This is a genomic window from Pseudovibrio exalbescens (assembly GCF_028737195.1).
Classification (GTDB): domain Bacteria; phylum Pseudomonadota; class Alphaproteobacteria; order Rhizobiales; family Stappiaceae; genus Pseudovibrio; species Pseudovibrio zosterae.
Genome location: NZ_JAQZAJ010000001.1, coordinates 741,275 through 763,193 on the forward strand (window position 1 = coordinate 741,275; position 21,919 = coordinate 763,193).

Here is a 21,919-nt window from a genome sequence, read left to right on the forward strand (position 1 = left end):
TGGTCTTTCACAATCGAGCGACGCTCAGCGGGAGCGGTCGCGGAACCTGTTGGTGATTGGATAGCGGCGATCACGTCCGAAGTTCTTCTGGGTGATCTTCACACCCGGCGCGGCCTGACGGCGCTTGTACTCGGCAATATATAGCAGGTTCTCGATACGGTGGATGACCTCCACTTCATGGCCGCGCTGCGCGATGGCATCAACGGACATTTCCTCTTCCACGAGGCAATGCAGAATGTCATCGAGAACATCATATTCAGGCAGGCTGTCCTGATCCGTCTGGTTTTCACGCAGCTCCGCCGTTGGTGCTTTCGTGATGATGTTGCGCGGGATCACCTCGCCTTCAGGCCCCAAACAGCCGCTAGGGCGATTGTTGTTGCGCCAGTCAGAGAGCCGGTAGACCTCGGTCTTGTAAAGGTCTTTGATCGGGTTGAAGCCGCCGTTCATATCACCGTAGAGCGTGGCATACCCCACCGACATCTCGGATTTGTTGCCTGTGGTGACCACCATGGAGCCAAATTTGTTGGAGATCGCCATGAGGATCGTGCCACGAGCGCGAGACTGAAGGTTTTCCTCTGTAATGCCCGGCTCGGAGCCTGCAAACATCTCGGCCAGCGCAGAGTGGAAGCCTTCAACCGGCTCTGCAATCGGCACGATATCGTAGCGCACACGCAGAGCATTGGCGCAGTTCTTGGCGTCGACGAGGCTTTCCTCGGATGTATACCGATACGGCAGCATCACACAGTGCACCCGCTCCGCGCCAAGCGCATCCACCGCCATGGCCGCACAGATCGCGCTGTCAATCCCGCCGGAAAGGCCGAGCACCACGCCCTTGAAGCCATTCTTGTTCACGTAGTCGCGCAGCCCCATGACACAGGCCTTCCAGTCGGCCTCGTCGTTTTCTGGCAGGCGCGTCATCTCGGAACCTTCAAGCCGCCATGAACCGTCATCCTGCTTGGTGCAGTCCACATAGGCGATGCCGGCTTCCAACTGAGGCATTTGCAGCGCCAGAACACGGTCTGAGTTCAGCGCAAACGAGGCGCCATCAAACACCACCTCGTCCTGCCCGCCAAGCTGGTTGCAGTAAACAAGCGGCAGCTCGGTTTCAACAACCCGTTGGATCATGATCTGCAGGCGGCGTTCTGCCTTGCCTCGGTCGTAGGGAGACCCATTGGGGACCAGAAGCATCTCAGCGCCTGTCTCTGCAAGGCACTCGGTTACCTCGTCGGTCCAGGCGTCCTCACAGATCGGCACGCCAATGCGCACACCGCGGAAATTGATTGGCCCCGGCAAGGGTCCGGAATCAAAAACCCGCTTTTCATCGAAGACGCCATAGTTTGGCAGATCCACCTTGAAGCGCAGCGCTTCCACCTTGCCGCCATCAAGATAGGCCACGGCGTTGTAAAGCTTGTGATCCTGCGTCCATGGCACGCCAATCAGCATGGCCGGGCCACCTTCTGCGGTGTCAGCGGCAAGCTCTTCCGCAGCGGCGCGGCAGGCTTTCATGAAGGCAGGCTTCAACACCAGATCTTCTGGCGGGTAACCGGAGATGAACAGTTCGGAGAACAACACCAGATCGGCGTTTTGTGCAGCAGCGTCTTTATAGCATTTGCGCGCCAGTTCGATGTTTCCGGCGATATCACCCAAACGTGGGTTGGCCTGAACGACGGCAATGCGAAATCTATCTGAAATCATGGGGATGCTAGATCTTAGCCTCGTGTCAAATCATATCCCCTGTGTAACGGGTCGAGGCCTGAGAGACAATCAAATAAGAACAGGAAGTGCATCCCCTGCGCACCGTCTATTTGCCACGCCGAAATGGCACCTTCTCTTGCGGCGCTTTGACAAGCCGCTCATGTACGCCTTTGTCGCTTTTGGATTTCATCTCCTCGGCAACAGCTTTCAACGGGTGATCAGGCGAGGCCGGATCGAGATTCTTCTGGCGCTCCTCCTCCAGCTTTTGCAAATGCTGGTTCAAGTTGGAGCGTATGGCGCTTTCCTTCAAGTTTGGCTTCTTGCGGATGTAGTGGCCTTCCATGATCGCAATCATGCGGTCTTGCAGGACGGCTGGCGACAAGGGCTTTGACAGGAACAAGTTGACCCCGGCCCGCATCGCCTGAATGACCACAGACCGGCGCGCATCGGCGCTGATCACGATCACGGGTGTCTGGGCAATGTCTGGATCTGAGTCTTCACGCAGGATGCGCAGGAAATCCTCGCCATCCAGCGGGCGCATGACCCACTCGCACAGGATAATGTCCGGTCTGCGGTCAATCGCGATGGCGATCGCATCCGCCCCGTCCTGCGCTTCGTAAATGTTGCGAACGCCGAACCCTGCCACCATGGTTCGAAGCAAGCTTCGCATGTAGTTGTTACCCTCAGCAATCAGAACAGAGTAATTGCTCAAGGCAGCTTTCTTGTGCCGCACGCCACGTCTCCCGGCAACCTGTTAACTGCACTCTACATAAGGTAAAGGGCCACTGGTTAGCGGCCCTTTAACACAACTTAAAATTTTCTGAAAAATAAAAGTCAGCCTATTGAGCTGCTTCCTTTTCAGCCTCTTTGCGCAGGTTTTCCGCAATTCTGAAGGCCAGTTCGATAGACTGGTCTGCATTCAACCGTGGGTCGCAATGGGTATGGTAGCGGTCCCCAAGGTCCTCAGCGGAGAGCTGATGTGCACCACCGGTACATTCAGTCACATTGCGTCCGGTCATTTCCACATGAACGCCACCGGCGTGAGAGCCTTCAGCGCGGTGTACAGCGAAGAATGCATCGACTTCCTGCATCACGCGCTCAAACGGACGGGTCTTGTAGCCGTTGGCTGTAACCGTGTTGCCGTGCATCGGGTCACAGGACCAGACAACCTTGCGGCCTTCACGTTCCACGGCACGAATGAGCTGTGGCAGATGGTCGAACACCTTGTCCGCGCCGAAACGGGCGATCAGGGTCAAGCGGCCCGGTTCGTTCTCCGGGTTCAACAGGTCGATCAGTTCCAACAGGCCATCCGGAGACAGGGATGGGCCACACTTGAGACCAATCGGGTTCTTCACACCACGAGCAAACTCAATGTGTGCGTGATCAGGCTGACGGGTACGGTCCCCAATCCAGATCATGTGGCCAGAGGTGGCGTAATGCTCACCAGTGGTGGAATCCACACGGGTCAGCGCCTCTTCATAGCCCAGAAGAAGCCCTTCATGGCTGGTGAAGAAATCCGTAGACCGCAACTGAGGGGCGCTGTCCGGGTCGATGCCGCACGCACGCATAAACTCAAGTGCTTCGGAAATGCGATCCGCCAGTTCCTGATAGCTCTGACCCTGCGGGCTGTCCTTGACGAAGCCCAGCATCCACTGATGCACATGATCCAGATTTGCAAAACCGCCCTGCGCGAAAGCACGCAGCAGGTTCAGCGTCGCAGCGGACTGGCGGTAGGCCATCAGCTGACGATGTGGATCTGGCGTACGCGATTCCGGCGTAAACGCGATGTCGTTGACATTGTCCCCGCGGTAGCTCGGCAGCTCCACGCCGTCCTTCGTTTCGAAGTCGGACGAGCGCGGCTTGGCGAACTGGCCTGCAATACGGCCAACCTTCACAACCGGCCGTTTCGCTCCATAGGTCAATACGACGGACATCTGCAGGAAGACACGGAAAAAGTCGCGGATGTGATCGGGATGATGCTCCGCAAAGCTCTCCGCACAATCACCACCTTGCAAGAGGAAACCACGCCCCTCGGCAACATCAGCGAGCTGCGCTTTCAACTTGCGCGCCTCACCTGCAAACACGAGCGGCGGATAAGATGCAAGGCGACGCTCGACGTCGGCCAGTGCTTCCTTATCTGGATAGTCCGGCATCTGCACGATCGGTTTTGATCGCCAGGAATCCGGTGTCCAATTTTCCGCCATTTTATAAACTCCAACAGTCATTGGCTTGGGGTCCCTCCTTCAAGAAACTGGGAAACCCCGACAAAATAAGTTTCGTATCGAACTCTAAGAGCAAATACGGGGTAGGCTTATACACGGCCATAGCGGCAGATGCCAGAGCCCAAACCCGCCAGATTCTGCGCTTGTTGTGAGCTTAGCTCAACAAAGCCAACCCAAGCGGAAGTTTGTTGCATGGCTTTTGGCCAAAATAGCATAGAACCGCGGTTTTGGAGAGGCGTGCGAAAGCATGTTTCAAACTCAGGCAGATTTTTTGTATGCACAGGCAGGATCTGCGTGTCCCCACCGTCAATTCCTGAGTCAGTGCAAGCCTTTAGCCGCCATGGTTCATCTATCGATTCAAATGCCGGGCACCGAACTCCTGCAAAAGAGAATCAATTCGGCTCTCCAAGCCCGTTGAGATCGTTACGGCACGTGGGTAGATCTTGTCCCCCCGGTCGTTGAGAACCGGCACCCGGCCCCAGCCGTCTGTGGTTTCAAAGAAGTGGCGCACGCCCGCCTCTCCCCACAGCCGGTCGAAACCCGCCAGCACGCAGTCCAGATAGCTCAGCAGGATCGGATAGTCGTCATTGCCCCAGAAATAGTGCTGGTCCTTGATGGCATACATGAAGGTGTCTTCAGGCACGTGGGCGCTGGCATCTGGCGCAAAGCTGCCCTCCTCCAGCGTGTTGCGGTCATAGTGCCATTCACGGTCGTCCAGCCATGGCAGGTTGTCTTTCCGGTCCAGCACCATCACGCCGCGGATGTGCGCACCTTGCTTGCGGCGCACGCCCAGCGCACACACACCGGCCATCCCGGCGTGTTCCTTGCCACGCCAGCGTGCACAGCCCCGCCATTCACGCACCCAGCCGCTCAGGCGGCCCGGTATGACCCTGGTTCCCTCTTGCAGCGTGTCCTCATTCACCAGAGAGCCATAACCGAAATAACTGATCTGGTTGACTGCAACATCCATGAAAATCGCTTCCTGCTCATTTAAAGGCGAAAAGGGCGACCCGTTGATCGCCCTTTTCATTACGGTTGTCCTGATTACTAGCCGTTCTTGCGAATGCGCTCTGTGGGCTCGCGCATAGTGACAAGCTCTTCCGCAGAGGTTGGATGAACAGCAATGGTGCGGTCGTAGTCCGCCTTGGTTGCGCCCATGGTCAGGGTCACACCGATCAGCTGAATCAACTCGCCAGACTCCGGCCCCATGATGTGAACACCGAGGATCGTGTCTGTATCTGCGTCCACGATCATCTTCATCATTGTCTTTTCATCGCGGCCTGAAAGCGTGTGCTTCATGGGGCGGAAAGACGTCTTGTAGATGTCGATGTTGTCATAGGACGCTTCAGCTTCGGCCTGGGTCAGGCCAGCCGTGCCGATCTCGGGCTGCGAGAACACGGCTGTCGGGATCATGCTGTGATCGACCACCCACGCCTTGTCGCCGTAGATGCTGTCAGCAAAGGCATGGCCTTCGCGCAGCGCCACGGGCGTCAGGTTGGCACGGTTGGTCACATCGCCCACGGCATAGATGTTCGGCACGTTGGTCTGGCTGTCTGCTGTCACCTTGATGGCGCCCTTGTCGTCAAGCGCAACGCCTGCCTTGTCCAAGCCGAGGTCTTCAGTGTTGGGGCTGCGGCCAATGGCGAACATCACCTTGTCGAACACGTGTTTCTCGCCGGATTTGGCGGTCACATGCAGCTCCTCGCCTTCCTTGTCGATCCGGGCAATGGTGTCCTTGGTGATGACGTTGATGCCCTTCTTCACCATCTCCTCATGAAGCGTGGTGCGCACATCATCGTCAAAGCCGCGCAGAATTTCCTCGCCGCGGTACATCAACGTGGTTTCCACGCCCATTCCGGCGAAGATGCCTGCAAATTCAACGGCGATGTAACCGCCACCGGCCACCAGGATGCGCTTGGGCAACTCAGCCATGTGAAAGGCCTCGTTGGAGGTGATCACATGTTCGCGGCCCGGCAAGTCGGGATCAATGTTGGCCTTTGCACCCACAGCAATCAGGATACGCTCGGCCGTCACGACCGTGTTGGTTGCCAGAAGGCGGATTTGGTTTGGCCCTTCCAGCACTGCACGGGTGTCGTGCAGCTCCACACCGACCTTATCCAGATTGCGGCGGTAGATGCCTTCAAGGCGGGTGATTTCCGCGTCCTTGGCTTCAACCAGCTTGGCAAAGTCAAATGATGGCTTTTCGGAAAGACTCCAGCCGTAACCGGCGGCATCTTCAAAGTCCTTGCCGAACTTGGAGGCATAAACAAACAGCTTTTTCGGAACGCAGCCGCGAATTACGCAGGTGCCGCCGTAGCGAAATTCCTCAGCCACACCAACGCGTGCGCCATGTTGAGCGGCAATTCGCGCAGCGCGTACGCCGCCCGAACCGGCGCCTATGACGAAGAGGTCATAATCATACTGTGCCATGGGCATGGGCCTTTTCATTAAAAAGGCCGTGTCTTCAACGACTACGGCCTTGCAAAACACCTTGCAAAAATAAGGGCGGCCCGAACTTTTTCAAGTCGCGGGCCGCCCTTGCACACAATCGTGAACCAAGCTTACTGAGCTGAGAGCTGCTGCAGGCGCTCGCGAGAGATGGCAACCATCTGCTGGCTCAGTGCATCGCTCCACTGCTTTGCAGCGCCCATGGAAAGCGCGCTCAGCTGGCCACCCAGCTTGGCGAGCTTGGAGCCCGCTTCAGTGTTGTAGAACGTGGCAATCTGCTTCAGCTCTTCCTCGGAAAAGCGGCGTGCCCAAACTTCATAGATCAGCTTGTCGAGCGCAGGACGCTCAGCTGCCAGTTCCAGAGCCACTTCATTGACCACGGTGTCGATTTCCGCGCTCATGGCTGGATTGGAGCGGATGAACAGCGTGCGGGTGCGCTCAGCTACATCTGGCAGGATGTTGTCGAAGCCTTCGATGGAGCGCGTTGCAATGACCGCGTCACGGGCTGCATCCAGGTGCGCCGCAGAGAAGGTTTCTTCCTGTGCGATAGATGGAGCGGACAACAGAACGACCGCCAGCGCTGCACCAGCAAGGCTCTTTCCAACCGCATTCAGTGATTTAACGAGCATAATCGGAGCTCTCCCCTTCAAATGAATAGTAATCACAGGCCATCGGGCCCGGATGTTAGCGCTCAATGATCTTTACCTGATCCGTGCCCGCAACATAAGCGCGCATGGCCAGATTAATAAAGAGGCCATTCTCAACGACCCCCGGAATATCATTCAATCCAGCGGCAAAAGCCTCAGGATCTGGAATGGATCCCAGATGCGCGTCAATGATGTAGTTGCCATTGTCGGTCACCAGCGGCGCGTCTGCGCCACCGCGCAGCACCAATTCCCCAGCAAGACCATGGGCTTCCACATGCTTTTCCAGTTTTACACGTGTCGCGCCAAGGCCGAACTGCACAACTTCGATTGGCAGCGGGAACGTGCCGAGCGTTTCCACAATTTTCGTCTGATCTGCAATGACGATGAAGCGCTGAGAGGCCATCACGATCATCTTTTCGCGCAGCAGAGCCGCCCCGCCGCCCTTGATCAGAGCAAGGCCAGGCGCGATTTCGTCCGCCCCGTCAATGCACAAATCCAGTTCAGGTGTTTCATTGAGCGTGGTCAGCGGCACACCGAGTTCACGGCACAGGCTGGCGCTGGCTTCAGACGCAGGCACGCCCACAACATCGAGGCCACCCTTCACTTCTTCCGCCAGAAGCTTGATGAGTTCGTTGACTGTAGAGCCGGAGCCAATGCCCAGACGCATGCCGGATTTGACTTCCTTCAGTGCCGCTGCGGCGGCTTCAACCTTCAATGCTGCGCTCATTGCGATCCCACAGATTTTGCGGCCAACTTGCCTGCGCTCCCGTTTTGACCAGAGCACAAGTCTTGAGTGTTTACCTCAGCCGACCCATTTCCCTTTGGGGGCTGCTTAACATGTCCAACAAACAGGGCCAAGCAGGAAAAGAAAACTCCTGTATGCGGGTTCACTGCAAATTGACAGTTCACATTCTTGCGCTAGGTTGGCGCCACTTTAAGCGAACGACTACGGGCATTCCTAATGATAAAACCAGTATTGGTATTCGATCTCGACGGCACCCTTGTAGAAACTATGGGAGACCTCACAGCTTCTATGAATCACGTCCTGGTTGAAGCCGGATATGAGGCCATTGAGCCAGAGCGGGTGCGTACGATGGTCGGTGCTGGCGTGCGGGTTCTCATGAGCCGCGGCCTCAAGGCCAATAAGGTCGAGCCAACAGATGAAATTCTTGATCCGTTGCTGGACAAGTTCATCAAGTATTACGAGAACCACATTGCGGACCATTCTCACCCGTTCCCGGGTGCGCTGGACGCGGTACGTACCATGCGCGAAAAGGGCTGGAAGACGGCAATCTGCACCAACAAGATGCACGGTCTTGCCATGCCTTTGCTGAAAGCACTCAACATGCTTGAGCTGTTCGACGCTGTTGTCGGCGGAGACACCTTCTCCAAGAACAAGCCTGACGCCATGCCAGTGTTTGGCGCCATTGATATGGCGGGCGGTGATACCGCAGGTTCCATTTTTGTGGGCGACTCTCGTGCAGACATTCAGGCCGCGCGCAATGCAAACCTGCCAGTGATTGCGGTTGATTTCGGCTACACCGATGTGCCGGTTGCGGACCTGCATCCTGACATCGTGATTTCACACTTCAACGAGTTTGAAGCAGCCGTAGAAAAACTTTCTGCACAAGACTGATCGATTTCACATCGATGATCTTCTTTAAAAGGGCGCTCTCGGGCGCCCTTTTTGTTTGACCCTCTCCTCGGGCTTTGTTGAAGCCGCTCCCCTGCCTTTCTGCCTTGCCAGCCCATCAAATAATCCCGCCACCTTCACCTCTAGGCCAGCTTGCGGGCCATCGCTGCATGCGGGCGACTCTCATTGTGGCAAGGTGCCCCCATTTCTTCGAGAAAAAGCCTTACGCCCCCCAAAATATCTCCCCAGGTCGCTGTCATTGTCCGGGCAACGCTGCAAGGGCTGCGCGTGTTCTCCAGCCCTCCCTGACAACAAAAAGAAAAACATAAGCGACTTATCCCATGGTCAGAACCTACCTTGTGTCCTTGTTGGCGATCATTATTGCTGCATCCTGCATGCAAGTGACCAGCTCAGCGCTGATGACCTTTGTGCCGCTCTATGTGGGCGCGCAGGGCGGCGATACTTTTGAAGTCGGTCTCATTGCCGCGGCTTATTCCCTCGGCTTCATGGTGGGGTGCCTGCGTGGCTTGAAGATCATCAACCGGGTCGGTTACATCCGCGCCTTTGCAGCAGGTGCCGGGCTGACCGCCATCATGATCATCTTCGCCCGTATGACCGACAGTCTGGTGGCATGGGCGGCCCTTCGCTTCATTATGGGGGGTGCCATTGCCATGCTGTTTTCAGCGGCAGATGCTTGGCTGAGCGTGGCCACCCCTGACAACGTGCGCGGGCGTATCCTCTCAATCAACTCACTCGCCATTGGCGTGATGGCAATCTTGTCCCAGGTTCTGCTCTTTCACTTTTCCGATGATCCCCTGCTCATGCTGGACGTCATGTTGCTGCTCAGCGTCTGCTCCATCGTTCTGTTGTGCCTCACCCGTTCTGTGCCGCCGGTTACCGGCGACAAGGCAAAGCTGTCATTTGGCCAGGTCTTCAAAGAGGTGCCGGTCGCCCTGCTCGGGGCGTTTGTTGCAGGTGCCATCACCACCAGCTTCCTGACAGTCGTGCCCTTCGCCTTGAACGATGCAGGTGTGGCCGCGGGCACCACGGCGTTTCTGGTGGCCCTGCTTTATGTTGGGCGTTTGATCTTCCAATGGCCCATGGGTGCGCTCTCCGACATGATGGACCGCCGCTTTCTGATCCTGCTGTGCGCTATCGTCATATGTGTGCTGTGTGCACTTTACTTGATCACCGATCCCTTCAAGAACTGGCAGACGATTGGGGACACCGATGACAACCTGTTCCTCATTTTGTCGATTTTGCTGGTGGTTATTGGCGGTTTGAGCTTTCCGCTTTATTCCCTGTGCCTTGCGCATGGATTTGAGTTCAAGGTGGACAATGGCCCGGCGCTTTCAACTTACCTGCTGTTTGTCTGGGCATTGGGCAGTGTGTTTGGCCCGCTTGCGATCAGTGCCATGTCGCCAGTGCTACCGGACCGGGCGGCCCCGGTCCTGACGGTCGTGCTGTCGGGTCTGCTGGCTCTGTTCACTGCTTGGCGGCTTTACCGGCGGCCGTCGCGCAAACCCGTGCTGGAGCTTTCTTACACGAGCTATCCAAGTTCCGGCCTTGGCCTTTCTCCGGAGACCGTGGCCAATGCGCTGGAGAACGCGTCACCTGCTCGTCACACATTGGGAAAAGCACAATAAAATCCGAGGGGAAGAAGTTTTATACAAATCTTTTGGGAAAAAGTTCCGAGGAGGCTTGCGCTCTCAAATCAAACCGCCTAAATACCCCTCCAACGACGACGCGCCGCACGGCGCTCTGGTCGGGCGATTAGCTCAGTTGGTAGAGCGCTTCGTTTACACCGAAGATGTCGGGAGTTCGAGTCTCTCATCGCCCACCATTTCCTCTCCCCCAAAAATATACCTCCTCCCAAGAAATTTGATGCTCCATCTTGCTTGCTGATTGCGCGCGCAAGTGAACGCAAAAACTTGCTTGAAATCCGTCTTTCATTCATTACATCGCAAAAGCAACGCAACGGATGGAGGGCGTGTTGGCAGCCAACAAGAAAAAAAGCTGGTCTGAGCAGGTGTTCCTGTTCGGCGGCATGCTTTTCGGCCTATGCACCTTGATTTTTGCCGCACTGGTGTTCGTACAGGTGCTTTTGTATGGGGGCCCGAACTTCAAAGTGGCGGCAGGCCTTGCCACTGTCATCGGCGTCCCTTCCGCTGTTTATCAGAGGGTCAAAGGCCCCCGAGAAGATGCCTGACCACCGGAACGGCATATAAAAAAGGAGGCTCAACGACCTCCTCTTTTATTTTCTGTTTTCAATGCCTTACAGCGAATAGCCCTCACCATGGCCGAAATTGTCGGTCACATAGTCCAGGTCTTTATCCCCCCGGCCAGACAGGTTCACCAGGATGGTTTCACCCGCCATGGTCTTGGCGATTTTCATGGCGTAGGCAACCGCATGGCTGCTTTCGAGTGCCGGGATGATGCCTTCATGGCGAGACAGCGCATAAAACGCCTGAAGGGTCTCCTCATCGGTTGCATAGCCATACTGGGCACGCCCTGTTTCATGCAGGTAGGAGTGCTCTGGCCCAACGCCCGGATAGTCCAAACCGGAGGCGATGGAGTGGACCGGTGCCGGTTCCCCGGCCTCATTCGTCAGGACCAAGCACTTGAAACCATGGATCATTCCCGGCTTGCCGTAGGTGATCGTTGCCGCGTGCTGCCCTTCCTCTGGCCCCTTGCCCATAGGCTCAACGCCATGGAGTTTCACGCCGTCATCATCAATGAATCCTGAGAAAAGACCCATGGCGTTGGAGCCACCACCCACACAGGCGACAACGTGATCTGGCAGATTGCCGGTCATTTCCAGAAACTGTTCTCGAGCTTCTATGCCGATGATCTGCTGGAAGTCACGAACCATCTTCGGGAATGGGTGCGGCCCCACGACTGAGCCGATGGCGTAGATCGCTTCTTCCGTCTGCCCAAGGTAAGATTCAAAAGCAGAATCAACGGCTTCCTTCAATGTGCGACCACCAAAGCCCACCGGTACGACCGTTGCGCCGAGCAGTTTCATGCGCTTGACGTTGGGGTGTTCCTTGGCGATATCCACCTCGCCCATATGGATTTCGCATTCAAGGCCGAAGTAGGCTGCCGCCGTTGCCAGCGCCACACCGTGTTGCCCCGCGCCAGTTTCCGCAATCAGCTTCTTCTTGCCCATGTGTTTGGCCAAAAGCGCTTCAGCCATACAGTGGTTGAGCTTGTGCGCGCCGGAGTGGTTTAGGTCTTCGCGCTTGAGGTAGATGTTGGCACCACCCAGCTTTTCCGAGAGGTTTTTGGCGTGAGAAATGGGTGTCGGCCTGCCTTGATAGTGCTTTCGAATGTAGCGAAGCTCAGCAATGTAAGAGGCATCCCCGGCAATGCGATCATAGGCTTCAGCTATCTCCTTGAAGTGAGGCTCAAGCTGTGGCGGCAGAAATGCGCCTCCATACTCGCCAAAATACCCCTCTTTATTCGGAAATTGCTTCAGATAACTGGTCATTGTTCCCCCGCAGCCGAGCCAGTTACACGGGCTCGCATCTTGTCAGTCTTATCCATCAGCACCGGGCCGTTTTCAGCCTCTGGCGCCCTTGCTTGCAGACCTCCATCATTCAACGTGGGGTAGCGTGACGCAAGCGATCTTTTGGCCTAGGAGATACCGGAAAAACTCAACAAAAAACCCCCCGGCAGTTTCCCGCCGGAGGGCTGTTCTTATAAGAGCAAATTGGGAGGCTCTTACTTGATATCTACGCCGTAGAAGATGTGACCACCGAACGGATCGATCTTGTAGTTCTCAACGCGAACGCTGATTGGCTCAGACACAACAGAGTGCGCAATGGTTGCCCAAGGAGCCTGCTCCTTGAAGACCACCTGTGCCTGACGGTAGAGCTCTGCACGCTCTTCCGGATCAGCGGTTACCTTGGCCTTCTGGATCAGATCTTCAAATGGCTGGTGGCACCACTGAGCGCGGTTTGAGCCTTCAACAGCATCACAGCCGAGAAGCACTGCGAGGAAGTTGTCCGGGTCACCGTTGTCACCGGTCCAGCCGAGAAGAACAGCACCGTCGCGGTCCAGTTCCTTGGAGCGCTTGAGGTACTCACCCCACTCGTAGGATACGATCTCGACGTTAACACCGATCTTGCTGAAGTCTTCCTGGATCAGCTGCGCCATACGACGTGCGTTCGGGTTGTACGGACGCTGAACCGGCATTGCCCAGATCTTCATGGAAAGATCCGTTACGCCTTCAGCTTCCAGCATGGCCTTTGCAGCTTCCGGATCGTATGGATCGTCAACGATTTCATCGTTGTAGGACCAGATGGTTGGTGGCAGCGGGTTCTTTGCAACCTTACCTGCACCCTGGAACACAGCTTCAAGGATCGCATCCTTGTTGATGGCCATGTTGAGGGCCTTGCGGACCTTCGGGTTGTCAAATGGTGCCATCTGTGTGTTGTAGCCCAGATAGCCGACGTTCAGGCCTTCCTGCTGCATCAGGTTGATGTCTGGATCAGCCTTCATCGCTTCAATGTCAGCTGGGTTCGGGTAAGGCATCACATGACACTCGCCCGCCTTGAGCTTCTGATAGCGAACGGATGCATCTGGCGTGATTGCGAAAACGAGGTTGTCGATTGGTGCCTTGCCTGCCCAGTAGTCTGGGTTGGCCTTGTAGCGAATGATCGCATCTTTCTGGTAGCCAACGAGCTGGAAAGGACCGGTACCGACCGGGTTCTGGTCGAAGGCATCCTTGTTGTCCATCATCGCTTCAGCATATTCAGCGGAGTGAATGGCAGCGAAGTCCATGGCCAGGTTTGCAATCATTGGCGCTTCTGGGCGGGCGAGCACGAACTTGACTGTGTAATCGTCAACTTTCTCGATGGACTTGATCAGGTCCGGCATGGACATGGCGTTGAAGTACTCGTAGGTGCCGCCAGATACCATATGGTACGGGTGGTCCTTGTCGTACTGACGCATGAAGGAGAAGATGACGTCATCGGCGTTGAAATCACGCGTAGGCGTGAAGTTCTGCGTGGTATGGAACTTGACGCCCTCACGCAGCTTGAAGGTGTATTCAAGACCGTCCTCGGATACTTCCCAGCTTTCGGCAAGCGCAGGCACGATGTTGGTGGTGCCGCGCTCGAACTCTACAAGCTTGTTGAAGATCTGGCGGGACGAAGCATCAAAGGTGGTACCAGCGGTGTAAAGGGAAGGAGTGAAACCTTCTGGAGAGCCTTCAGAGCAATAAACGAGGGTCTTGGCCATGCTCGGTGCAGCAAGAACCATGGAAGCGGCCAGTGCGCTACCAAGCAAAAATGATTTTTTCATAGTACTTCCCCAACTGATTGGTTTTTTCTGCAGAAACCAACTGGCTCTCCTGCAAAGCTTCGCTCTCTCTATCCCACGAAACCATGCAGACCAGCTGTTAATTCTGTTCGCCGAGCACCACCCCTGTTCGGTCAGAAACGAGCTCCTCATTTCAACCGCCGGTGCAGCTCACTCGCCTACTCTGATATATATTGAAGGAAAAAATACGTAAACACCTCATAGGGCATTTTTGGTATATTCTCCCTTGGAGGGCCCAAAACCCTTAGGATTTATGTTGGCTTGAGTGAGTGAAACGTAAAATTTTGCCCGTCCTGAGGTGCCGTTTTGGCGTCTGGACGCTGGAACAATTTCAGGTTGCCACCACCCGCGCGCGTTCAATTGCGAGAATCATATTTGTTCGTTTCTTCGCTTTTTCACGCACAAACAAAAAAGGCTGATGCACCGCATCAGCCCTTTTCATCAAGTCAGTTGTGATCAAGCCCTAAGCCGTGCGTGCCAGGCGTTCCTTGATGTGGGCCACATCCGCCCGCGGCGTGGCATTGAACAGCGTCTTTGTGTAGTCGTGCTTCGGATCGCCGAAGACTTCATCCCGCGTGCCATACTCAACGACTTCGCCGAAGTACATCACCATCACCTTGTCTGCGATATACCGCACCACGGAAAGGTCATGGGAAATGAACAGGTAAGTCAGATTGAGCTCTTCCTGCAGGTCGGCCAGAAGGTTCAGGATCTGGGCCTGAACAGAAAGGTCGAGTGCAGAGACCGGCTCATCGAGGATCAGCAGAGACGGGTTCAGGACCAGCGCGCGCGCAATCGCCACACGCTGGCGCTGACCACCGGAGAACATGTGCGGATAGCGGTTGTAGTGCTCAGGACCGAGCCCCACTTTGACCAGCATTTCCATCGCCTTGTCGCGGCGTTCCTGCGGTGTCATGTCGGTGTTGATCATCAATGGCTCGGTGAGCACATCGCCAATGCGCTGGCGCGGGTTCAGCGAACCATAGGGGTTCTGGAACACGATCTGTACCTTGCCGCGCATTTCCGGCGTGATCTTCTGCTGGGCAATATCGATCTTCTTGCCTTCGATCAGCAGATCACCTTCCGTTGCTGGGTCGATCAAGGTCAGAATGCGTGCGAGCGTAGACTTGCCGCAGCCACTTTCGCCAACAACCGCAAGGGTCTTGCCCCGCTCCAGCTTGAAGCTGATGCCTTTCAGCGCGCGTGTGATGTTCAGCTTGCCGAACATGCCCTCTTTGGTGCGGTATTCCCGGACCAGATTGCGGGCCTCAAGAATGATATCCTCTGACATCACGCCCCCTCGCCGTTCAAGTGGAAGTCGGAGACCGTTGGAAGACGGTCGCCTGTTGCGTTTTCAGGCAGCGCAGAGAGCAGTGCCCTGGTGTAGGCATTCTGCGGGTTTTCGAAGAGGGAAAGCACATCGGCTTCTTCCATCTTCTTGCCCTTGTACTGCACCACCACCCGGTCAGCGGTTTCTGCCACAACACCCATGTCGTGGGTGATCATGATCAGGCCCATGCCGGACTTCGCCTGAAGATCCATCAGCAAATCGAGGATCTGCTTTTGAATGGTCACGTCGAGCGCAGTGGTTGGTTCATCAGCAATCAGCAGCTTGGGCTCACATGCAATTGCCATGGCGATCATGACACGCTGGCACTGCCCGCCGGACATCTGGTGCGGGAACTTCTTCAGCGTCTTTTCCGGCTCTGGCATACCCACGGAGTTGAGCAGCTCAACAGCACGGGCCTTGCGCTGCTTCTTGTTCAGCTCGGTGTGTTCTTTCAGTGTTTCGTCAATCTGAAAACCAATGGTAAAGCACGGGTTCAAGCTGGCAATTGGCTCCTGAAAGATCATGGAAATGTCCTTGCCAATCACCTTGCGGCGTTGGCGTGGGGACATGGTCATCAGGTCCAGTCCTTCGAACACCATCTTGTCAGCCTTGATATGACCGTTGTTGGCCAATAGACCCATCACCGCCAGCATGGCCACGGACTTGCCCGAGCCACTTTCACCAACGATGGCCATGACTTCACCGGCGTTAACGGAATAGCTCACGTTGTCCAGTGCGCGGAAGCGGCCATTGACGGTGTCAAACTCAACCGTCAGGTTTTCGATTTCTAAGAGAGCCATTGTGATCAGCTCCTCTTCAGCTTCGGATCGAGTGCGTCGCGCAGACCATCACCGATCAGGTTGATCGCAAGCACGGTGGTCAGGATTGCAAGACCCGGGAAGGTCACAACCCATGGCGCACGCAGGATGAACTCGCGGGCTTCTGCCAGCATTGTACCCCATTCTGGGGTCGGAGGCTGTGCCCCCATGCCGAGGAAGCCGAGAGCTGCCGCATCCAGAATGGCCGTAGAGAACGACAAGGCCGCCTGAACGATGAGCGGCGCCATACAGTTTGGCAGCACCGTCACGAACATCAGGCGCAACGTGCGTACACCAGAAACGCGGGCCGCCATCACGTATTCACGGCTCATTTCAGAGATCACTGCCGCGCGAGTCAAACGCACATAGTACGGCTGCTGAACGATCGCGATTGCGATCATGGCATTGATCAAGGAAGGCCCGAGGATCGCCACCAGAACAAGCGCGAGAAGCAAGGATGGGAACGACAGAATGATATCCATGATGCGCATGATCACGGTATCGATCCAACCACGGAATGTACCAGCCACGAGGCCCAGACAGATGCCGACCACCAGCGCTACTGACACAACGACCACGCCGATAAACAGGGAGAAGCGGCTGCCGTAGATCAGGCGAGACAGGAGATCGCGGCCGACGGCGTCCGTACCCAGAATGTGGTTCCAGCTTCCGCCGTCCATCCACACCGGTGGCACAAGAAGCGCATCGCGGTACTGATCAGTTGCACCATGGGGTGCAATCAACGGCGCAAATACTGCGATCACCACCAGGGTCAGGAAAAAGTACAGCCCGAAAACCGCACCACGGTTAGTCTTGAAATGACGCCAGAAGCCTTTGAGAACTTCAATGCGGGTATCCGGCGCGCTGCTATGAGTTGTATCAGTCATGATTTACTCCGAATGCCGGATCTTGGGATTGATCAGACCGTAAGCCAGATCGACGATGAGGTTCACGATCATGATGATAGCTGCGATCATGAGCAGACCGCCCTGCACCACCGGGTAGTCACGACGGAAGATACTATCGACCATCCACTTGCCGATGCCTGGCCATGAGAAGATGGTTTCCGTCAAGATCGCACCAGCGAACAAAACCCCGATCTGAAGACCAATCACTGTGATCACTGGAATGAGCGCGTTTCGCAGCGCATGCAAACCGACCACACGATAGGTGGACAGACCTTTGGCCTTTGCTGTGCGGACGTAATCCTCGTCGAGAACTTCCAGCATCGCTGACCGGGTCTGACGGGCAATCACCGCCAGCGGAATGGTCCCCAGAACAACGGTTGGAAGGATGAGGTGGTTCACAGCGGACCAGAATGCCCCTTCCTGATCGGAGAGCAGTGTGTCGATCAGCATGAACCCAGTGACAGGCTCAATCCAGTACATCAGTGAGATACGACCGGAGACAGGCGTCCACTGGAGGATACCGGAGAACAGGATGATGAGCAGCAGACCCCACCAGAAGATCGGCATGGAGTAACCGACCAAAGCGGTGGTCATGACGGTGTGATCAAGGGTCTTGCCGCGACGCACTGCCGCCAAGATGCCCGCCGGGAGCCCCAGAACTGCTGCGAAAATGATCGCGCAGACGGAGAGCTCAACCGTCGCAGGGAACAAGGCCATGAACTCGCTCAGAACCGGCTGCTTGGTGACGATTGACGTGCCCAGATCACCTTGCAGGATGTTCCCAAGATAGGTCAGGTATTGCTGCCAGACCGGCTGGTCATAGCCGAATTGGACCATGAGTTCCTGATAGCGTTCCGGGCTGACGCCCCGTTCACCCGCAAGAAGAAGGATTGGATCACCCGGCAACAAGCGAATGAAAAAGAACGAAGTCAGTGTAACTCCGATGAATGTGGGGAGTAACAGCCCCAGTTTTCTCAGTATGAGACGAAGCATTCTGCTGACACACTTTTTGTCGGTTTGGAACACAACGACCAACAACAATCGTCGTGATACGTGAAAATACAAAAATGTATCCCGGCGAATACTCGCCGGGATACGCAAAGTCCAGCGGAAAATTATTCTACTTCAGGTCAACAGGGTAGAAGTAGTGCCCGCCAAGAGGGTCGATTTTGTAACCAACAACGCGGGTGCTGATTGGCTCAGAAACCAGTGAGTGAGCAATCGTTGCCCAAGGAGCCTGCTCCTTGAATACAACCTGTGCCTCTTCGTAGAGCTTGGTGCGCTCTTCTGCTGAAGAAACGGCTTTCGCCTTCATGATCAACTCGTTGAAGCCTTCATGGCACCACTGAGCACGGTTTGATCCGCCAACACCATCACAGCTCAACAAAACGGAGAGGAAGTTGTCAGGGTCACCGTTGTCACCGGTCCAGCCGAGAAGGATCGCACCGTCACGGTTGATATCGGTTGAGCGCTTGAGGTACTCGCCCCACTCGAAGGACACGATCTCCACCTTGACGCCGACCTTGGAGAAGTCTTCCTGAATCAGCTCAGCCATACGGCGTGCGTTCGGGTTGTACGGGCGCTGAACCGGCATGGCCCAGATCTTCATGGATAGATCCGTTACGCCTTCAGCTTCCAGTATCGCCTTTGCAGCTTCCGGATCGTATGGATCGTCAACGATTTCATCGTTATAGCCCCACATGGTAGGTGGCAGTGGGTTCTTTGCTGCCTTACCAGCGCCCTGGAAGACCGCATCGATGATGGCTTCCTTGTTGATGGCCATGTTCAGCGCCTTGCGGACCTTCGGATTGTCGAACGGTGCCATCTGGGTGTTGTAACCCAGGTAACCGACGTTCAGGCCTTCCTGCTGCATCAGGTTGATGTTTTCATCAGCCTTCATTGCGTCGAGATCAGCTGGATTTGGGTATGCCATCACGTGACATTCGCCGGCCTTGACCTTTTGATAGCGAACGGATGCATCAGGGGTGATTGCGAAAACGAGGTTGTCGATCTTCGCAGGCCCAGCCCAGTAGTCCGCATTTGCCTTGTAGCGAATGACAGCGTCCTTCTGGTAGCCAACCATCTGGAAAGGACCTGTACCGACCGGCTTCTGGTCGAATACGTCTTTGTTATCCATCATCTTTTCCGCGTACTCAGCGGAATGGATGGATGCGAAGTCCATTGCAAGGTTCGCGATCATCGGCGCTTCCGGACGCGTCAGCACGAACTTCACGGTGTAGTCATCGACCTTTTCGATGGACTTGATCAGATCCTTCATGGACATGGAGTTGAAGTACTCATAAGTCCCGCCGGATACCATGTGGTACGGATGGTCCTTGTCGTACTGACGCATGAAGGAGAAAATCACATCGTCCGCGTTGAAGTCGCGGGAAGGCGTGAACTCACGTGTGGTGTGGAACTTGACGCCCTCACGCAGCTTGAAGGTGTATTCGAGACCGTCCTCAGACACTTCCCAGCTTTCTGCAAGCGCAGGAATTACTTCCGTGGTGCCATACTTGAACTGCACCAGCTTGTCGTAGACCTGACGGGAGCTTGCATCAAATGTGGTGCCAGACGTGTACAGCGCAGGTGTGAAGCCTTCTGGAGATCCTTCAGAGCAATACACAAGCGTTTTTGCCATGCTTGGATTAGCAAAGGCCAGTGCGGCGACCAACGCGCCCCCCATGAGCAGGCTTTTCTTAAGTTCCATTTTATTCCTCAAGGTATTCAACCGATTGTTACAACAAAGATTTTGCGTGGTTGCTTGTTCCGCAACCTTGGAGCACCCTTCCCCGCCTCAAACGGCGTGCAGGGTGTTGAAGCATTTGCGGCTTATGAGGAAAGAGAAAGAGACACACGTTATCTGGCTTCCTTGACAATCTCGAACTCGCCCGACCGTCTCCTATTCCTCCGGCTAGCCCGAAGGAGAGTGGTTGTTACCCAGAATATCCCTTGGGCCTCATTTTCTTTCCCACAAACCTGCCAAGGGAGTAGAAAATTCCACCCTACGGCATTCAATTAGTCTTTGTACGTAGCATTTTTTACTTTACATGCGCATTTGTGCTACCAGCGCAAAAATAGGGCAGAAGAACTGACCAATGGAGCCATGCAAGCCTAATATTTAGGCATCTGAGCAATGAAAAGCCCTTCCCTTCGGGCCGTTTTGAGGGGATCAATTTTGTGGACAACACACCATCTGCGCAGTTTCCTCATGTGGACTTCAGCTTGCTGACACATTCAGTTTTCGTTTTTTGAGTCGATTGACGATTCGATACTGACCCTTAGGCGCAGTTTGAGAAAAAGCTGACGCTAGGGAGCCCTTTAAGCACCGTTGACAGAAAATCATCGAACCATTGAAATGCGCTCACTCTCCACAACCATAATGCGCCAACAGCCGGGAACTGCATATTTTGCAGTCAGTTGCGCGGCAAAGGCTCTGAATTTGTTGGATTTTCATTGAGTTTTGTCCGGCATCACCCCATTGTCATCGTTCATGGATAAATCGGCAGTGTCTTCCGTCAGAGACTGCTCACAAAAGGGGTGAAAAATGATTGAGGACGTCGAACAGCGCATTATGGATCTTGAAATTCATGTCGCACATCAGGCAGATACCCTTGAGACGCTCAATCAGGTAGTGACATCACAAGCCAAAACGATCGACCGGCTGATGAACTCACTCAATCAAATGAAAGAGCTCGTTACGGATCTGCAGGATCTGGTTGATCAGGCTCCAGCGGACCGCAAACCTCCGCACTACTGACCTCTCTCGGTAGTGCTCTTCCAGATGTAGAACAATGACGCTCAGACCTGCGTGAGGATAAATGAAGCGCACTATTGAAACGATTGAAGGGGACACCACGGGTGTGTCCTACAGCATTCCGGTTTACTCGTTTGCCGGCACAAACGCGGACGAGGCCCCCTCCGCTTATCTTCAGGCGGGCTTGCATGCAGACGAACTGCCGGGCCCGGCCGCCCTGCACTTCTTTTTGGAAATGCTGAAGGAAGCGGAAGCAGAAAACCGCATCCTCGGAAAAATAACCGTTGTGCCGCATGCAAACCCAATTGGGGCAAACCAGTTCCACTTTGGCAAGATGGAAGGCCGCTTCCATCTTGGGACGCGAGACAACTTCAACCGAGCCCACCCTCACCTTGCTACGCCCGACGCCGCTCTTCTGAATGAAGACGAGAGCGCAATGAGCGCGGACAAGAAGCTGAAATGGCGCCTTGCCAAACTGTCTCTTGGCCATGACATCATCCTGGACCTGCACTGTGACGATGAGAGCTTGAACTACGTTTACATTGCAGAAGAGCTATGGCCGCAGACGCAGGACCTTGCGAGCTGCCTTGAGGCAGATGCCGTGCTGTTATGGTCTGGCGATGCCGATCAGCCGTTCGAGTCTGCTGTTCTGGCTCCCTACCTAGGCCCGGACTACAAGAATGTGCTCGCAGAAAAGCTGGTGGTCTCAACACTGGAATTGCGTGGCCAACGCGATGTGGATCTGACCACAGCCCACATGGATGCACGCCGTCTGTTCCGCTTTCTTGTGGCACGCGGCGTAATCGAGGCCGATGTGGGCCAAAAGCATCCTGCAGACTACAAGGGCACGGTTGTCCCGCTCATCAACATCGACATGCTGGAAGCGCCAGTACCGGGCGTGATCCTCTATCATGTGGAGCCGGGCTCTGAAGTGGAAGAAGGCCAGCCGCTGGTCACCTTGCTTCAGGAGCCGGGAAATCCTGAAAAGGATGTGACGCTGAACGCGCCACAGGCAGGACTAATCCTAACCCGTAGAAGTCACCGTTACACGCGTTCCGGTGATGCACTATTAAAACTTCTGGGAACAAAACCGAGCAAAACCGGCAAGGGAAGTATTCTGGAAAGCTGAGGGCAAG

The 21,919-nt window shown here is 55.3% G+C and carries 19 protein-coding genes and 1 tRNA gene; 6 read left to right on the forward strand and 14 right to left on the reverse strand.

Features of this window, described 5'->3' with window-relative positions; all coding sequences use genetic code 11:
- Positions 1-24: 24 nt before the first annotated feature.
- The 7 genes from PUV47_RS03510 to rpiA form a co-directional block, all read right to left on the reverse strand.
- Positions 25-1,695, reverse strand: coding sequence for an NAD+ synthase (locus PUV47_RS03510; RefSeq protein WP_274217061.1), 1,671 nt, complete (start codon positions 1,693-1,695; stop codon positions 25-27).
- 106 nt (positions 1,696-1,801) lie between these two features.
- Positions 1,802-2,428, reverse strand: coding sequence for a response regulator (locus PUV47_RS03515; protein ID WP_274217062.1), 627 nt, complete (start codon positions 2,426-2,428; stop codon positions 1,802-1,804).
- A gap of 106 nt (positions 2,429-2,534) precedes the next feature.
- Positions 2,535-3,899, reverse strand: coding sequence for a class II 3-deoxy-7-phosphoheptulonate synthase (locus PUV47_RS03520; RefSeq protein ID WP_274217063.1), 1,365 nt, complete (start codon positions 3,897-3,899; stop codon positions 2,535-2,537).
- 367 nt (positions 3,900-4,266) lie between these two features.
- On the reverse strand, positions 4,267-4,887 hold the full coding sequence (locus tag PUV47_RS03525) for a gamma-glutamylcyclotransferase (protein WP_274217064.1): 621 nt from the start codon (positions 4,885-4,887) through the stop codon (positions 4,267-4,269).
- A 77-nt stretch (positions 4,888-4,964) separates the two neighbouring features.
- Complete coding sequence (gor, locus tag PUV47_RS03530) at positions 4,965-6,347, reverse strand: glutathione-disulfide reductase (RefSeq protein WP_274217421.1); 1,383 nt, start codon at positions 6,345-6,347, stop codon at positions 4,965-4,967.
- Positions 6,348-6,478: 131 nt separating this feature from the next.
- Positions 6,479-6,994 (reverse strand): DUF2059 domain-containing protein, encoded by a 516-nt coding sequence (locus tag PUV47_RS03535; protein WP_274217065.1) that lies wholly within the window; start codon positions 6,992-6,994, stop codon positions 6,479-6,481.
- 55 nt (positions 6,995-7,049) lie between these two features.
- Complete coding sequence (gene rpiA / locus PUV47_RS03540) at positions 7,050-7,739, reverse strand: ribose-5-phosphate isomerase RpiA (protein WP_274217066.1); 690 nt, start codon at positions 7,737-7,739, stop codon at positions 7,050-7,052.
- Positions 7,740-7,973: 234 nt separating this feature from the next.
- Here rpiA and gph point away from each other — a divergent pair, with 234 nt between their 5' ends.
- The 4 genes from gph to PUV47_RS03560 all read left to right on the forward strand — a co-directional run bounded on the left by gph (position 7,974) and on the right by PUV47_RS03560 (position 10,854).
- Positions 7,974-8,648 (forward strand): phosphoglycolate phosphatase, encoded by a 675-nt coding sequence (gph, locus tag PUV47_RS03545; protein WP_274217067.1) that lies wholly within the window; start codon positions 7,974-7,976, stop codon positions 8,646-8,648.
- Between the two features lie 338 nt (positions 8,649-8,986).
- Entirely contained in the window at positions 8,987-10,291 is a 1,305-nt protein-coding gene (locus PUV47_RS03550; protein ID WP_274217068.1) for an MFS transporter, read from the forward strand.
- 121 nt (positions 10,292-10,412) lie between these two features.
- Positions 10,413-10,488: transfer RNA gene (locus PUV47_RS03555), tRNA-Val, on the forward strand.
- A gap of 150 nt (positions 10,489-10,638) precedes the next feature.
- Entirely contained in the window at positions 10,639-10,854 is a 216-nt protein-coding gene (locus PUV47_RS03560; protein ID WP_274217070.1) for a hypothetical protein, read from the forward strand.
- A gap of 66 nt (positions 10,855-10,920) precedes the next feature.
- Here the strand turns inward: PUV47_RS03560 and trpB are convergent, their stop codons facing one another.
- The 7 genes from trpB to PUV47_RS03595 all read right to left on the reverse strand — a co-directional run bounded on the left by trpB (position 10,921) and on the right by PUV47_RS03595 (position 19,736).
- Complete coding sequence (trpB, locus tag PUV47_RS03565) at positions 10,921-12,135, reverse strand: tryptophan synthase subunit beta (protein ID WP_274217072.1); 1,215 nt, start codon at positions 12,133-12,135, stop codon at positions 10,921-10,923.
- A gap of 233 nt (positions 12,136-12,368) precedes the next feature.
- Complete coding sequence (locus PUV47_RS03570) at positions 12,369-13,952, reverse strand: ABC transporter substrate-binding protein (protein ID WP_274217074.1); 1,584 nt, start codon at positions 13,950-13,952, stop codon at positions 12,369-12,371.
- A 481-nt stretch (positions 13,953-14,433) separates the two neighbouring features.
- Complete coding sequence (locus PUV47_RS03575; protein WP_274217075.1) at positions 14,434-15,261, reverse strand: dipeptide ABC transporter ATP-binding protein; 828 nt, start codon at positions 15,259-15,261, stop codon at positions 14,434-14,436.
- Positions 15,261-16,100 (reverse strand): ABC transporter ATP-binding protein, encoded by an 840-nt coding sequence (locus PUV47_RS03580; RefSeq protein WP_274217076.1) that lies wholly within the window; start codon positions 16,098-16,100, stop codon positions 15,261-15,263. The genes PUV47_RS03575 and PUV47_RS03580 overlap by 1 nt, the downstream gene beginning before the upstream one ends.
- 5 nt (positions 16,101-16,105) lie before the next feature.
- Entirely contained in the window at positions 16,106-17,005 is a 900-nt protein-coding gene (locus tag PUV47_RS03585; protein ID WP_274217078.1) for an ABC transporter permease subunit, read from the reverse strand.
- Between the two features lie 3 nt (positions 17,006-17,008).
- The gene (locus PUV47_RS03590; RefSeq protein WP_274217079.1) at positions 17,009-18,019 is read right to left on the reverse strand and encodes an ABC transporter permease subunit; all 1,011 of its coding nucleotides are present in this window, start codon (positions 18,017-18,019) and stop codon (positions 17,009-17,011) included.
- Between the two features lie 127 nt (positions 18,020-18,146).
- Entirely contained in the window at positions 18,147-19,736 is a 1,590-nt protein-coding gene (locus PUV47_RS03595) for an ABC transporter substrate-binding protein (protein ID WP_274217080.1), read from the reverse strand.
- Between the two features lie 837 nt (positions 19,737-20,573).
- On the opposite strand from PUV47_RS03595, the gene PUV47_RS03600 reads away from it, so the two are divergent.
- A complete protein-coding gene (locus PUV47_RS03600; RefSeq protein ID WP_274217081.1) occupies positions 20,574-20,786 on the forward strand; it encodes a SlyX family protein in 213 nt (70 codons plus the stop codon).
- A 61-nt stretch (positions 20,787-20,847) separates the two neighbouring features.
- Positions 20,848-21,912 carry a succinylglutamate desuccinylase/aspartoacylase domain-containing protein gene (locus PUV47_RS03605; RefSeq protein ID WP_274217082.1) on the forward strand — a complete coding sequence of 355 codons (1,065 nt, stop codon included), beginning with the start codon at positions 20,848-20,850 and terminating at the stop codon, positions 21,910-21,912.
- Positions 21,913-21,919: the final 7 nt, after the last annotated feature.